We start from the raw sequence: 14,429 nt of genomic DNA on the forward strand, positions 1-14,429 counted from the left end.
GAAACCACGCCGGGCGCATCAGAGGCGTTCCAGCGCGAACCCGCTGCCGCGCGCCAGAACCTCGAACCCCGGGAAGGACGTGGCCACGTTGGCCACATCGAGGATGTCCACCTGGCCCGCGGCCATCTGCGCCGCCACCGCGAAGGCCATCGCGATGCGGTGGTCGCCGTGGCTGTCGACGCTGCCGCCTTGCAGCACGCCAGGATGGATCGTCGCGCCATCCGCGGTTTCATCGACGCCAATGCCCAGCGTTCGCAGCCCGGCGGCCATCACCCCGATGCGGTCCGACTCCTTCACCCGCAGTTCGGCGGCACCGCGCACCACGGTCGGGCCGTCGGCGCAGGCAGCGGCGATGAACAGCGCCGGAAATTCGTCGATCATGTCCGGCACCAGCGCTTCCGGTACTTCGATCCCGCGCAGCGGCGCGTGCCGCACCACCAGATCGGCCACCGGCTCGCCGCCCTGAACGGATGCGTTCTCTTCGTGGATGTCCGCGCCCATCGCCCGCAGTGCCGCCAGCAGCCCGGTCCGGCGCGGATTCAGGCCCACCTGCAGCAGTCGCAGTTCGGAACCCGGCACGATGCTGGCTGCGACCAGGAAGAATGCCGCCGAGGAAAAATCCGCCGGCACCGAAACCTCCGTGGCAGCGAGCCGCTGGCCGCCGCGGAGCCGGGCGTGGCCGGGTGAAAATGCGATATCAACGCCGAATGCGGAAAGCATCCGCTCGGTGTAATCCCGGGTCGGGTGCGGTTCGCGCACCACGGTGTCGCCTGCGGCATACAGCCCGGCCAGCAGCAGCGCGGACTTGACCTGCGCGCTGGCGATTTCCAGCCCATGGTCGCTGCCGACCAGCGCCTGCCCGCCCCTGATCCGCAGCGGAGGCCGGCCGTCCGCGGCGGTGTCGATGCGGGCCCCCATCCGCGCCAGTGGCTCGGAGATCCGGCGCATCGGTCGCTTGCACAGGGAGGCGTCGCCGGTCAGGACCGAGTCGAACGTCTGCCCGGCCAACAGACCCGCCAGCAGCCGCATCCCGGTGCCGGAATTGCCGCAATCCAGTGCGCCCGCAGGGGCGCGCAGCCCGTCCACGCCGACGCCGTGCACGATTCGCTGCGAGGAGGACGGGGTTTCGATCCGTACCCCCAGCTTTGCGAAGATCGCCGCGGTGGCGCGGGTGTCCTCGCCTTCCAGAAATCCGTCGATCCGCGAAATTCCGTCGGCCAGCGCCGCCAGCATCACCGCCCGGTGCGAGATCGACTTGTCACCGGGAATCGCCAAGGTCCCGCGCAGCGCTGCGCCCGGCCCGGCTCGCCAGTTCTGCACCGCGCTCATGCGAGGATCGTGCCCAGCGCCACCAGCAGCCGCGCGTTTTCCTCGGCGGTACCGACGGTGATGCGCAGGCAATCGGCCAGCCCGTAGCCCGCCATCGGACGCACCACGATCCCGCGCCGGATCAGCTCCGCCTCGACGCGGGCGGTCTCGGGGCCGAACTCGACCAGCAGGAAATTGGTCTGCGAGGGCGTCACCGGCAGTCCCCAGGCGTGCAGTGCAGCCGCCAGCGCCTGCCGCTGCACCCGATTGTCTTCCAGGGCCGCGCGCAGATGCCCTTCATCACCCAGCGCGGCTTCGGCCGCGGCCAGTGCGAGCGCGTTGACGTTGAAGCTTTCGCGCACGCGCTCCATCACCGCAATGCAGTCCGGGTGGGCAAGCGCATAGCCCACCCGCGCGCCGGCAAGGCCGTAGGCCTTGCTGAAGGTGCGGGTGACGATCAGGTTCGGGTGCGCGGCCAGCAGCGGCAGCGCGCTGGCGTAATCGGCGGCATCGACATATTCGGCATAGGCCTCATCGACGACCACCAACACCCGCGCGGGAACCGCGGCCAGGAACGCGGCAAACGCCTCACCACCAAACCAGGTGCCGGTGGGATTGTTGGGATTGGCCAGATAGACCAGCTTGGTGCGCGAACTGATCGCTGCAAGCAGCGCGTCGAGATCGTGCCCGCGGGGCATCGCGTGGTCGTGCGGATTGGCGGTCGCGGCGATGAGCGTCGCACCGGTCGCCTGCGCGGCCAGCGCGTACACCGCAAACCCGAACTGCGAGGCCACCACCGCGTCATCGGGGCCGGCGAACACCTGCGCGCACTGCATCAGCAGCTCGTGCGAGCCGTTGCCGAGCACGATGTTTTCAACGCCTACGCCGTGCTGCCGCGCCAGCGCGCGTTTGAGATCGCCGCCCAGCGGGTCCGGGTACACGTGCAGGCGTTCCAGCGCGACGGCGGCGGCCTGTTTCGCGCGCGGGCTGGCGCCATACGGATTTTCGTTGGAGCCCAGCTCGACCAGGGCCTGCGCGGCCTGCCGCCGCAGCGCGACCAGATCATGCCCGGGATCGTAGGCGCGCAGGCCCCGGATGCCGGGGACCGCGAGCTGGCCGAAGTCGATCACGTGATCGCCACCGGATAGGAGCCGAGCACGCGCACCTCGTTGCCATGTTCGGCGATCTCGTCCAGGGCATCCTTGAGCGGCGCCACCTGACTATGGCCGGAGACATCGATGAAGAACGCATACTGCCATTTGTAGCCGTGCTCGGGGCGCGACTCGATCCGGTTCATGCTGATGCCGCGTCGTGCCAATGGTTCGAGCACGCCGTACAGCGCGCCGGGGCGGTCGCGGATGAACACCAGCAGGGAGGTGCGGTCATTGCCCGACGGCGGGAACATCTCGCGCCCGATCACCAGAAAGCGGGTGGTGTTGTCGGCGCGGTCCTCGATCGGCCCGGCGATTTTCTTCAGCCCGTACACCACCGCCGCCGACTCACCAGCAATGGCTGCCGCATCGTCGGCGCCGCGCGCCCGGCGCGCACCCTCGGCATTGCTCGACACCGGAATCTTTTCCGCCTTCGCCAGATGCTTGCGCAGCCAGCCGCTGCACTGGCCCAGCGTCTGCGGATGCGCGAACACGCGCTCCACGTCCTCGATGTGGCCGCCGCGCGATTGCAGGTACTGGTGGATCTGCAACTCGATTTCGCCGCAGATCCGCAGCGGCGAGCTCAGGAACATGTCCAGCGTCACCTGGATCGTGCCCTGCCCGGAATTCTCCACCGGCACCACGCCGAAATCCGCGCTGCCCGAGGCCACTTCGGCGAACACTTCCTCGATGCTGCCCATCGGCAGCCCGTGCGCCGAGTGGCCGAAATGCTTGTACACCGCCTGCTGGCTGAAGGTGCCCTCGGGCCCGAGATAGCCGATCTTCAGCGGCTCCTGCTGGGCCAGGCAGGCCGACATGATCTCGCGGAACAGCCGCACCAGTTCCTCGTCCGAGAGCGGGCCGTCGTTGCGGTCCACCACCTGCCGCAGCACCTGCGCCTCGCGCTCGGGGCGGTAGTAATCGACCGCCGCCGCCAGCTTGCCCTTGGCCTTGCCGACCTGGTGCGCCCAGTGCGCGCGATCGGCGATGAGCTGCTGGATCTGGCGATCGATGCCATCGATTTGCGCGCGCACCTGCGACAGGTCGGGCTTTTTCTGGTCGCCGCTTGCTTGCGGATTGGCGCCAGCCGACGTGGTCTCGATGGCAGCGCTTCTGGCACTCCGCTTGCGCGGGGACGGCGCCGCGCCCGGTTTTTGCTCGTCACTCCCGCGCAAGCGGGAGTCCATGGACGTTTCCTCACCAGGGCCAGTGCCCTTGGATTCACGACGTCCAGCGTCGTGAAAAGCGGCCCGCTTGCGCGGAGACGACGGCTTCACGACTTTCAACGACTCGTCTTTTTTCCTAGCCATGACGCTTTTGGAACTCCTGCATGAAATCGACCAATGCCTGCACCCCGGATTCCGGCAGCGCGTTGTACAGCGAGGCCCGCATTCCACCCAGCACGCGGTGGCCCTTGAGCCCGATCAGGCCGGCCTGCTTCGCCTCGGCGACGAACACCGGATCCAGCGCGGGGTCGTGGACGAAGAACGGCACGTTCATCCGCGACCGCGCGCGTGCCGCCACCTCGTTGCGGTAGTAACCGCCGGAGCCGTCGATCGCGGCGTACAGCAAGGCCGCCTTGCGCGCATTGCGATTGGCGAATTCGGCCACCCCGCCCTCATCGCGCATCCAGCGCAGGCACAGCCCGAGCAGGTACCAGTTCCAGGTCGGCGGGGTGTTGAGCATGGAGCCGGCCTTGGCCTGGGCGCGGTAGTCGAGGATCGGCGCGCGCGGCTGGCCGGCGCGTTCGAGCAGATCGCGGCGCACGATCAACACGGTGATGCCGGCCGGGCCGAGGTTCTTCTGCGCACCGGCGTAAACGACCCCGAAGCGGCTGATGTCCAGCGGCTCGGAGGCGATCGACGAGCTGAAATCCGCGATCACCGGCGCGCTGCCGAACTCCGGCAGCTGGCGCCATTCCACCCCGTGGATGGTCTCGTTCGCGGTCAGGTGGACGTAGGCCGCCTCCGGCGAGAGTCGCCATTCGCTGCGCTCGGGCAGATCGCGAAACCCGCCGTCTTCGCTGCTCGCGGCAATCCGCGCATCGATCACGGGCGCCGCCTGCCGCAGCGCGGTCTGCCCCCAGTGTCCGCTCACCACGTAGTCGGCGGCCTGCCCCGGCGCGGCGAAGTTGAGCGGCAGCAGCGCCTGCACCGTGGTCGCCCCGCCGCTGGTGAACAGCACCGCATATTCGTCCGGGACCGTCAGCAGCGCGCGCAGGTCGGCCTCGGCGCGCTGCGCCAGCGCCATGAAGTCGGCGCCGCGATGGCTGATTTCGAGCACCGAGGCGCCGCAGCCGCGGTAGTCCAGCAGCTCGTCCTGCGCCTGCTGCAACACCGCTTCGGGCAAGGTGGCCGGACCTGGACTGAAGTTGAAGGCGCGCGTCATGGACATTTCCGGCGGTCGGATTCCGCCAGTATGCCGCAGCGCAGCACGGCCGCATGGGCCGAAGGCCATGCTCGATCAATGACCGGCGGCTATCGGCCTAGAACTTTTCCGTCAGCACGCGGCGGATCTCGCTTTCGATCGGCTCCTTGAACATTGCCGCGAAAAACCCGAGCTTGGCCTGTACGTGCAGTTCGTCCGCGCCCAGCGCAATCTGCCCATCCACGCCGGGGCGCGAGAAGTTCAGCACATCGCCCTCCCAGGTGTAGTCGATCCCGAACCGCTCCGCGAGCTTGACGGCCACCTCGTCGACGGCCTTTTTTGCCTTGGCCCGGGACAGGGAATGGGCGTGCCGGATATCGATGCGGGACATGCGTGGCCAAGGCTCCGAAAGAATTGCGTCGGGGACCGCGGCAGCCGCGGCGTGGTCGGGGTTTGGCCCATGCTAGCAGCCTGCCGCGTTGTTGAAACGGGGCCTTCCGTCTTCCACACCCGTGCGCGGGCCACGCGCCATGCCGGCTCAACCTGCTAGATTGCGCGACGATGAAGCATCCGTTCCTGCGATTTTGTGACGACAGTCGGCCCGACCTTGCGCTGGAGGCCGGCGTGCTGGCCTTCGGTCGCGATGGCGCGGGCCAGCTCGCCCCGATTGACGCCCAATCGCCTTGGCTGCTGCAGCTGAGCAATGACCGCCGCGGGATCTGGCTGACGGTCGCCGAGCCGCTGCGCGGCGTCCATGTCAACGGCCGCCCGATCCAGCAGCTGGCCATGCTGCGGGCCGGCGACTGCATCCACGTGGCCGGGCGCAAGCTGCTGCTGCTGGCCGAAGTGGACTCGCGGCCGGCGACCGAAATCGCCCCGCCGCAGGACCCGGCCGCCAGCGTGCGCCTGGTTCTGCGCGGCGTCGGTGGCCGCCACCACGGCCGCAGCATCAGCCTCGACCGGCCCTGCCGGATCGGCAGCGCCGGCGACGCCGAGCTGCGGATCGAAGGCCACGGCATCCTGCCGCAGCACGCCCTGGTCGAGGTCGACAACGGGCAAGTCCTGCTGCACGCGCAGGCGGACACGGTGCAGGTCAACGGCCGGACGGTGCGCGAGGCCGTGCTCCTCGGCGGCGACCAGCTCGCGTTCAGCCCGCAGCACCGCTTCGTGCTGGAAGCCCCGCCCGCGCCGGTGCCCCTGCCGCACCGGGACGCACGGGACCTCGATGCTGCACCCGCGCCGCCGCCGCGCGGCTGGGCCAGCCGGGTCCCGTGGCTGCTGGTGGCCGCGGCCCTGCTGGCGGTCGGCCTGTCGGCGCTGCTTGTCTTCGGTCCTCGCTGACGCGCACGACGCGACCGCGCCGCCTCCGCTACACTCGCCAGGTCAGCACACAAGGCAGGCGCATGCTTTCGATCCACACGGCGCGCGATCCGGGACCCAAACAACGCCATCCGCGGATTGGTCTGGCGATCGCCGGCGGCGGGCCGGTCGGGGCGATGTACGAACTGGGCGTGCTGCGTGCGCTCGAGGAAGCCTGCGACGGCCTTGAACTCACCCGGCTGGATGGCTACGTCGGGGTCAGTTCCGGCGCCTTCTTCGCCGCCGGCCTGGCCAACCGCATGGACACCGCGGAGCTGTGCCGGATCTTCCTGAAGGGCGAATGCACCGATGCGTCCTTCTCGCCGGAGATCTTCCTGCAACCGGCATTTCGCGAATACCTCAAACGCGCGGCGGCAGCGCCCCGGCAAGGCCTGCGCCTGCTCCACGACCTGGTGACGCCGGATACCGGCTCGCGCTGGTCGGAGCTGCTCAATCGGCTTGGCGGACTGATTCCGACCGGATTGTTCGACAACGCCCCGATCGAGCGCTTCCTGCGCGAGCTGTTTTCGCACAAGGGCCGCAGCAACGACTTCCGCAAGCTCAAGCGGCCGCTGTTCGTGATCGCGGTTGACCTGGACAGCAGCGAAACCACCTGCTTCGGCGGGCCGGGCTGGGACGACGTGCCGATTTCCAGTGCCGTGCAGGCCAGCTCGGCCCTGCCCGGCCTGTACCCGCCGGTCGAACTGCGCGGACGCAACTTCGTCGATGGTGCGCTGCGCCGCACGATGCACGCTTCCATCCTGCTCGAGCGCGACGTCGACCTGTTGATCGGCATCAATCCGCTGGTGCCGTTCAATCCGACCCGCGAAGCCGGCCAGACCCGCTACGGCGACCGCCAGATCGCCCAGGCCGGGCTGCCGGGCGTGCTGTCGCAAACCCTGCGCACCATGCTGCAATCGCGGATGCAGGTCGGTCTGGCCCGCTATCCGCAGCAGTACCCGCACATCAACCAGGTCGTGTTCGAGCCCAACGCGATCGATCGCGAACTGTTCTACACCAACATCTTCAGCTTTTCGGCGCGGCAGCGAATTTCCCAGCTCGGCTATCGCAACACCCTCGACGACTTGCGCAACCGGCGTGAACTTCTGGAACCGCTGCTGGCGCGGCACGGCATCGGCCTGCGTGAGGAGGTGCTGGCCGATCACGGCCGCGTCCTGCTCGATGCCCTGCCCGCCGGCGTGCGCCGGACCGAGACGACCGCCCGGCTCGCCCGCAACCTGGACGACATCGAACACCTGCTGCAGCGCGTGGTGTGAAAGCTCTAGACGGACGGCGGATTCTTGGCCGCAATCCATCCAACCAACAACGCGTCACGCGACGCAGGGAAACCGTCATGGCCAAGCTCAAGAAGTCCGCCAGCAAGCACTCGTCCGGCGCCAAAACCTCCGCACCGAAGTCCGACGCACCGCGCATGAACCGCTCGATCACCGAATCCGCGCAACAGATCTGGCTGGCCGGCATGGGCGCCTTCAACCGCGCCCAGGCCGAAGGTGGCCGCCTGTTCGAAAGCCTGGTCCGCGACGGCCTGTCGCTGGAGCAGACCGCGCGCCGCTTCGCCGGCAGCCGGGTGACGGGCGTCAAGGGTGCGGTCGAAGGCCGCGTCGGCCAGGCCAAGGAGCGCGCCGCCGACACTTGGGACAAGCTGGAGAAGGTGTTCGAAGAGCGCGTCCAGCGGGCGCTGGTCAAGCTGGGCGTCCCCGGCCGCGACGACCTCAACGCCTTGACCGAGCGCGTCGAGCGCCTGACCACCGCCCTGCACAAGCTCGGTGCCGCGCCGACTGCCGGCAGTGCAAGGAAAGCCGCCAGACCGGCGCGTCCGGCTGCCGCGAAAAAGGCCGGCGGCAAGGCCGCGCCGATCAAGAAAGCAGCCAAGTCCCGCAAGCCTGCTGCGAAGAAGACCAAATCGGGCGCGGCCAACCCGGCGGCGTGAAGGATGCCGTCGGCCGCGAGGTCGACCGATCCCGACCTGACACTGGCTATCCGGGCCATGTCCGACGCCTGCACGCCAGGCGTCCCTCGCCCGTCACGGCCTCGTCATTCGAACGGCAATGCCGGAAATCTGCTGCCATGGATGGCCGGCCGCGGGTGATTCACGCAAGTGGTTGATCCGCGTGCATCCCAAGTCCCGCCAGTCCGCCTCTGCTGCGCTCCCCCTCCCGCGACTGATCGGACTGGCGGGCATCATTCCAAGGCCTCGCAGGCTGCCCAAGAACGCGTGCGGCGCGCTATAGTTGCGCCCAGCTCACAGCAAGCGCACAACGCATGATTCCTTTCTTGATCGCACTGGTTGTTTTTGCCGGCGTCGGCGCAGGCTTGACCGTTTGGCTGCGGGGCAAGGGCGGCGTGCCGCAGGCCGAGCCGACGCGGCGCGGTGCAGAGCAACTTGCCCAGCTGCGCTGGCGCGATTTCGCCCGGCTGGTGCTGCAGGCCATGCACGGCCGCGGCTACCGCCCGGTGATCGGGCCGGACGATCCGCCCGACGGCATCCCCAGCGACGGCAGTGACATCCTGCTTGAACGCGGTGGGGAACGCGCGCTGCTCTCCTGCCAGTACGGCACCGGCGCCACGGTCGCGCCACAGGTCGTGGCAGCTGCCGCAACCAAGGCCTCCCTGCGCGGCGCCAGCCGGGTGATCGTGGTGACCCCGGGCCGTTTCGAAGGCGGCGTCAGCGATGTAGTCGCCCAGCATCAGGTCGAGCTGATCGACGGCGAGACCCTGTGGCCGGAAGTGCGCCCCTACGTCGCCCATCCCGAAGACCCGGTGTCAAATACACCGCCGCCGGCCGCGATTGCGCCCAAATCCCTGGCCTTTGCCTGGCTCGGTGCGGCGCTGGCCGGCGGATTGGCCTTCGTGGTCGTGGATGGGCTCATGCCTGCCACCACCGACAGCGGAGCCACCGTCGCTGCCCCTGCAGCGGCTTCCGCGCCAGTGGCGCAGCCCCCCAAGCCCGCTGCGGCGCCCCAGGACGAACGTCCCGCCATCCCCGGCGTTCCCACCGATACCCGCGAACTCGACCAGCGCCGCAAGGAGGCTGCCAATGCGGTGGCCACGCTGTTTGGCGTCAGCCGCGCCCTGTGGTCCAGCCAGTCGACCCTGATGGTCTATCTGTCCTCGGAAAACGCGGATCCGATCAACGACATCTGCCCGCTGCTCGAACAGTACCCGGAACTGGCGGCCTCGCGCATCCAGCTGCAGCCGCCGGACGGCAGCGACAAACCGGTGCGCTTCACCCACTGCCGGGCCTATTGAGCCACCTGATCCACGATTCGGTCAGCGTCGGGACTCGCAGCTGACCGGATCGATTCAATCAGCGCCGAAGCCGCTACCCGACGCGGGTCATTCGATCTGTTCACGCGCCCATGCCGCGTCCAGGGTCTCCATCGCGTCCAGCGGCTTGCATTTGGCGGCTTTCTCGTAGGCCTCGGCGGCGGCGTCCTCGTTGCGGCGCGCATCCAGCAACAGCAGCAGGTTGCCATGCTCGACATGGGCAATCGGCGAGGCGGGCGTGAGTTTGAGCGCCTCGCGAATATGCTTCTCGGCTTCGGAGGCCTTGGCGCCATAGGTCAGCCCGCCGATCATCGCACCGATCTTGCCGACGATCTCGGCGTGGTACAGCGCCAGTGCCGTATGCGCCTCGGCGTGCTTGGGCGCCAACGCCAGTGCCGCATCCAGCGAGGTACGCACCTTGCCCGCGATCCCCAGCTTGAGCGCTTTGGCGATCGAAATGCCCTGGCTGTAGCGGCCCAGCGCGAAGGCGTGGCGATAGTGGCTGTTGGCCTCATCCGGCAAAGCCTTGATCGCCGCCTCGGCCAGCTTGCCGGCCTGCTCGTAGCGGCGCAGGCGCTCGTCTTCGTCTTCCACCAGATAGGTTGAATGGATTCCCACTGCCTTCACCGCCACCGATGCACCGACCGGGCCCAGGGCTGCGCCGGCTTCATGCGCCTGCTGGAAGTCGCCGCGATGGAAGGCGCGCCAAGCGTCCTGCAAGGCCGTCGCCAGCGCCTCCGCGTCGAGCTTGGGCGCGAGCTTGCCGGCGGCCTTGAGCAATGCTGCAGCGTGCTTGGCATCCGGAAACGGCTCACAGTCACCGGCGTGCAATTTCGGCCAGGCTTTCTTCAGCGCATCGCCCGCGTACTGGAAGGCCTTGGCGTCATGCGGGAACGCAGCCCAGGCGGGAGATTTCTTCGCGGCCATGTCGATCAGCTCCAGAGTCCGGTGTGGATGGGAGCATCGGGCCAGTCGGCCGCGATGGCAAGTGCGCCGGTAGTGTGATTGCTCCACACGACGGCGCGACCATGGTCATAGTCACCCAGACCACGGAGAGCACCATGGCCGCCCGCAAGTCCAGCAAGTCCCGCGCCCAGCGCGCCGAAGCCCTCGACCTCAATCCGCGTCATCTGTGGCTGGCCGCGCTCGGCGCCGCCGTCGCCGCACGCCGCGGTGCGGCCGGCGTTGCCCACGAGGCCGGCCTGCGCACCCGGATTGCCGCCGCCGACGCCCGCTACGCGCTGCGCAATCTCGATGCCAACACCCGCGCCGGCATCGAAAGCCTGAGCGACCGCATCCAGCCGTTCCTGTGCCCGATCGGCCGCACCGTGCAGGCCGGCATCGCGCCGCTTGCGCAGCGGGTTGGCCTCAGCCTCGGCCCGCAGCACGCCGCCCGCCGCAAGGCGGACAAGCCCGCAAAGACGAGCGCCCGGCGCAGCCCGGCCCGCACGTCGGGCACGGCCAAGCGCGCGGGCCGCAAGACCGCTCGGGCTGTGGGCTGATCGTCACGCCGGCAGCGCCGGGACGTTCGGTGCTGCCGGCAGTTGTCCCCGATTCATGCCACATCGCGGCGGCGCGAAATCCGATGTCGTCTCAATCGCGATAGGCACCGGTCAGCGTATTGAGGTGCAGCCGTTCGGCATCGCGCAGGAATGGCGCGATTGAAAGCATGACCTGGACGATGCCATCGCGAATCGACTTGCGTTCGTCGTGCTCGCCGCGCGCCGAGGCGTAGTTCAGCCAGAAGGTCGCGATCACCAGGATATTGGTGGACGCGGCATCGAGTTCCGCGGCCGAGGCGCGCATGATCTCGGCGCGCTGGAGCCCGCGCAGCACGGTTCGGGCGCGCTCGTCGGCGCGCTTGAGGATGCGCGCGAAGCGCATCCGCAGGCGCCGGTTGCGGGTCAGGATGTCGACCAGATCGCGATACAGGAAGCGGTAATCCCAGATGCACTCGAACACCAGGTGCAGCTGCAGCCAGATGTCCTCCAGCCCCGGCAGCCGCCCCTCGGGCGCCGCCAGCGCCGCATCCATCCGCGCCTCGTAGCCGGCGAACAGCTGCTCGATGATGTCGTCCTTGTTGCGGAAGTGGTAGTACAGGTTGCCCGGGCTGATTTCCAGCTCGTCGGCGATGTGGTTGGTGGTGACGTTTGGCTCGCCCTGCGCGTTGAACATCGCAAGCGAAGCATCGAGGATGCGCTGGCGGGTTTGCCTGGCCACGAATGATCCCGATCAGGCCGTGAGTTTTTTCACCAGATCGATGTACTTCTGCATCGCCTGCGCCTGATCGGTGCCCGCAAGCTTGCTCCAGGCCTCGTACTTGGCGGTGGCCACGAAGTCGAAGAAGCCCGGCTTGGGGCCGCTGACATCACCCTCGCTGCCCTGCTTGTACAGCGCGTACAGGCGCAGCAGAGTGTCGTTGTCGGGCTTTTCCTTGAGCCCCTTGATGGCGACCGCCGCCTGTTCGAACGCGGCCTTGAGATCGGCCATGGCACACCTCCTCGGCTTGGATGCAGGCATGACAACACGCACCGGCGCAAGGGTCAATACGGGGGAGCATTGTCGCGCGGCCGAAGGTCTGGCAACGTAGGCACCACGGCGTGCATCGATATCCACTCAACATGGGCAGGGACTGGGCATGAGCTATTTCGTCACCGGCGGCACCGGCTTCATCGGTCGGCATCTGATCGACCTCCTCCTCAAGCGCAAAGGCACCATCCACGTGCTGGTGCGCAAGGAATCGATGAAGAAATTCACCGCGCTGGCGAAGAGGCAGGGCTGGGACGGCAAGCGCGTCGTGGCGGTGGCCGGCGACATGACCGCGCCGCGCTGCGGGTTGAGTGCCGCGCAGGTGCGCAGCCTCGGTGGCGGCAAGATCAAGCATTTCTTCCACCTGGCCGCGATCTACGACATGGCGGCGGATGCCGAATCGCAGCGGGCGGCCAATGTCGATGGCACCCAGCACGCGCTGGACCTCGCCGCCGCGCTCAAGGCCGGCTGCTTCCACCACGCCAGCTCGATCGCCGCGGCCGGCATGTATCCGGGCGTGTTCCGCGAAGACATGTTCGACGAGGCCGAGGGGCTGAACAATCCCTACCTGCGCACCAAGCACGATTCCGAAGGCCTGGTGCGCGCCGAAAAGCGGGTCAAGTGGCGGATCTACCGGCCGGGCATGGTGGTCGGCCATTCGCAGACCGGCGAGATCGACAAGATCGACGGCCCGTACTATTTCTTCACCTTCCTCAAGAAGCTGCGCGAAATGCTGCCGCAGTGGATGCCCACGCTGGGCATCGAAGGTGGCCGCATCAATCTGGTTCCGGTCGATTTCGTCGCCGCGGCGATGGATCACATCGCCCACAAGCCGCGCCTCGACGGCCACTGCTTCCACCTCACCGATCCCGATCCGATGCGCGCCGGCGAAGTCCTCAATACCTTCGCCCGCGCCGGCCACGCGCCGGAAATGACCATGCGCATCGACGCGCGCATGTTCGCGTTCCTGCCCGGTGGCGTGCGTGCCGCGATCGGTGGGCTGCCGCCGGTGCGGCGCTTCGTCGGCATGCTGCTGCGCGATTTCCGCATCCCGAAGGACGTGCTCGGCTTCATCACCTACCCCACCCGCTTCGACAACCGCGAGGCCGAACGTGCGCTCAAAGGCAGCGGCATTGCGGTGCCGCCGCTGGAATCCTACGCATGGCGGCTGTGGGATTACTGGGAACGCCACCTCGACCCGGATCTGTTCATCGACCACTCGCTCAAGGGCAAGGTGCGCGGCAAGGTGGTGGTGATCACCGGCGGCTCCTCCGGCATTGGCCTGTCCACCGCGCAGAAAGTGGCGGCGGCGGGTGCCATCACCGTCATCGTCGCCCGCCGCGAGGATGAATTGTTCGCCGCGCGCGATGCCATGATCGCCGCCGGCGGCAAGGTGTTCGCCTACACCGCAGATCTGGCCGACATGGCCGACTGCGACCGCCTGGTGGCGACCGTGCTGGAAAAGCACGGCCACGTCGACGTGCTGGTCAACAACGCCGGGCGCTCGATCCGGCGCTCGATCGCGCTCAGCTTCGACCGCTTCCACGATTTCGAGCGCACCATGCAGCTCAACTACTTCGGCAGCCTGCGCCTGATCATGGGCTTCATGCCGAAGATGATCGAGCGCCGCAAGGGCCACATCATCAACATCAGCTCGATTGGCGTGCTGGCCAACTCGCCGCGGTTCTCCGCCTACGTGGCGTCGAAGGCGGCGCTGGATGCCTTCAGCCGCTGCGCGCAGGGCGAGCTGTCGGGCAAGCATATCGCCTTCACCACCATCAACATGCCGCTGGTGAAGACGCCGATGATCGCGCCGACCAAGATGTACGACAGCGTGCCGACCCTGACTCCGGACGAGGCCGCCGACCTGGTGGTCAAGGGGATCATCGAGCGTCCCAGCCGGATCGCCACGCGCCTCGGCATCTTCTCGGCGTTGATCAACGCGGTGGCGCCGAAGGCCTACGAGGTGGTGATGAGCACCGCCTTCGAACTGTTCCCGGATTCCTCGGCCGCCAAGGGCGAAGGCAAGGATGCGGCGCCCAGCCAGGAGCAGATCGCGTTCGCGGCGTTGATGCGCGGGGTGCACTGGTAGCGAGCGGCCGGGTCGGGAGTTGCCCGCTGCAGAATGCAACGCGTCGCGGGTCGCCCGGTCGGGTTCGTACGGCGCGGGCCGCGATGCGTCGCGGACCACACGATCGCTAAATGCATGGCGCGGGCTGTGATGCGTCGCGGGTCACCCGGTCGGGTTCGCCGCTCAAGCTATGCGTCCAGCTTCGATTCGCGGCCGCAGGCCATCCATGGCCTGCTCGAACCCGACCGGGCAACCCGCGACCTGTAGGCTCTCGCGTTCTGCGGTCTGAAACCGCGGTTTCAGGGGCGGCCATCGCTTCAGGATCTTGAACCGCAAACAAAACCTGACGTGCTGCA

The 14,429-nt window shown here is 68.1% G+C and carries 14 protein-coding genes; 6 read left to right on the forward strand and 8 right to left on the reverse strand.

The genetic code is table 11. The annotated features are described in order from the left end of the window. Nucleotides 1-18 precede the first annotated feature (18 nt). The 5 genes from aroA to M9902_RS09900 all read right to left on the reverse strand — a co-directional run bounded on the left by aroA (nucleotide 19) and on the right by M9902_RS09900 (nucleotide 5,217). A complete protein-coding gene (aroA, locus tag M9902_RS09880; RefSeq protein WP_297222662.1) occupies nucleotides 19-1,329 on the reverse strand; it encodes a 3-phosphoshikimate 1-carboxyvinyltransferase in 1,311 nt (436 codons plus the stop codon). Further along, the gene (hisC, locus tag M9902_RS09885; RefSeq protein ID WP_297222664.1) at nucleotides 1,326-2,438 is read right to left on the reverse strand and encodes a histidinol-phosphate transaminase; all 1,113 of its coding nucleotides are present in this window, start codon (nucleotides 2,436-2,438) and stop codon (nucleotides 1,326-1,328) included. Before hisC ends, aroA begins: the two co-directional genes overlap by 4 nt. Next, the gene (gene pheA, locus M9902_RS09890; protein WP_297222666.1) at nucleotides 2,435-3,646 is read right to left on the reverse strand and encodes a prephenate dehydratase; all 1,212 of its coding nucleotides are present in this window, start codon (nucleotides 3,644-3,646) and stop codon (nucleotides 2,435-2,437) included. The genes hisC and pheA overlap by 4 nt, the downstream gene beginning before the upstream one ends. A 115-nt stretch (nucleotides 3,647-3,761) precedes the next feature. Further along, the gene (serC, locus tag M9902_RS09895) at nucleotides 3,762-4,847 is read right to left on the reverse strand and encodes a 3-phosphoserine/phosphohydroxythreonine transaminase (RefSeq protein ID WP_297222667.1); all 1,086 of its coding nucleotides are present in this window, start codon (nucleotides 4,845-4,847) and stop codon (nucleotides 3,762-3,764) included. 97 nt (nucleotides 4,848-4,944) lie between these two features. Further along, nucleotides 4,945-5,217 carry a polyhydroxyalkanoic acid system family protein gene (locus M9902_RS09900; protein WP_297222669.1) on the reverse strand — a complete coding sequence of 91 codons (273 nt, stop codon included), beginning with the start codon at nucleotides 5,215-5,217 and terminating at the stop codon, nucleotides 4,945-4,947. Between the two features lie 170 nt (nucleotides 5,218-5,387). Between M9902_RS09900 and M9902_RS09905 the strand changes: the two genes are divergently transcribed. From M9902_RS09905 to M9902_RS09920, 4 genes are all read left to right on the forward strand, one after another. Continuing rightward, nucleotides 5,388-6,167 (forward strand): FHA domain-containing protein, encoded by a 780-nt coding sequence (locus M9902_RS09905; RefSeq protein ID WP_297222670.1) that lies wholly within the window; start codon nucleotides 5,388-5,390, stop codon nucleotides 6,165-6,167. 62 nt (nucleotides 6,168-6,229) lie between these two features. Continuing rightward, nucleotides 6,230-7,462 carry a patatin-like phospholipase family protein gene (locus M9902_RS09910; protein WP_297222672.1) on the forward strand — a complete coding sequence of 411 codons (1,233 nt, stop codon included), beginning with the start codon at nucleotides 6,230-6,232 and terminating at the stop codon, nucleotides 7,460-7,462. A 77-nt stretch (nucleotides 7,463-7,539) separates the two neighbouring features. Then, nucleotides 7,540-8,136: a phasin family protein gene (locus tag M9902_RS09915; RefSeq protein WP_297170826.1), complete on the forward strand. Its 597-nt coding sequence runs from the start codon at nucleotides 7,540-7,542 to the stop codon at nucleotides 8,134-8,136. Between the two features lie 332 nt (nucleotides 8,137-8,468). Beyond that, on the forward strand, nucleotides 8,469-9,455 hold the full coding sequence (locus tag M9902_RS09920; RefSeq protein ID WP_297222674.1) for a restriction endonuclease: 987 nt from the start codon (nucleotides 8,469-8,471) through the stop codon (nucleotides 9,453-9,455). A gap of 87 nt (nucleotides 9,456-9,542) precedes the next feature. On the opposite strand, the gene M9902_RS09925 is transcribed toward M9902_RS09920, so the two are convergent. Next, on the reverse strand, nucleotides 9,543-10,400 hold the full coding sequence (locus M9902_RS09925; protein WP_297222676.1) for a hypothetical protein: 858 nt from the start codon (nucleotides 10,398-10,400) through the stop codon (nucleotides 9,543-9,545). Nucleotides 10,401-10,534: 134 nt separating this feature from the next. Between M9902_RS09925 and M9902_RS09930 the strand changes: the two genes are divergently transcribed. After that, entirely contained in the window at nucleotides 10,535-10,975 is a 441-nt protein-coding gene (locus M9902_RS09930) for a hypothetical protein (RefSeq protein ID WP_297222678.1), read from the forward strand. Nucleotides 10,976-11,066: 91 nt separating this feature from the next. Here M9902_RS09930 and M9902_RS09935 read toward each other — a convergent pair whose 3' ends face one another. Next, nucleotides 11,067-11,693 carry a TetR/AcrR family transcriptional regulator gene (locus M9902_RS09935; protein WP_297170817.1) on the reverse strand — a complete coding sequence of 209 codons (627 nt, stop codon included), beginning with the start codon at nucleotides 11,691-11,693 and terminating at the stop codon, nucleotides 11,067-11,069. Between the two features lie 12 nt (nucleotides 11,694-11,705). Further along, a complete protein-coding gene (locus M9902_RS09940; RefSeq protein WP_297170815.1) occupies nucleotides 11,706-11,963 on the reverse strand; it encodes an acyl-CoA-binding protein in 258 nt (85 codons plus the stop codon). Nucleotides 11,964-12,111: 148 nt separating this feature from the next. On the opposite strand from M9902_RS09940, the gene M9902_RS09945 reads away from it, so the two are divergent. After that, a complete protein-coding gene (locus M9902_RS09945) occupies nucleotides 12,112-14,094 on the forward strand; it encodes an SDR family oxidoreductase (RefSeq protein ID WP_297222680.1) in 1,983 nt (660 codons plus the stop codon). The last annotated feature ends 335 nt before the right edge of the window (nucleotides 14,095-14,429 follow it).

The sequence above is a fragment of the Thermomonas sp. genome (genome assembly GCF_023953935.1).
In the GTDB taxonomy this organism is placed as follows: domain Bacteria; phylum Pseudomonadota; class Gammaproteobacteria; order Xanthomonadales; family Xanthomonadaceae; genus Thermomonas.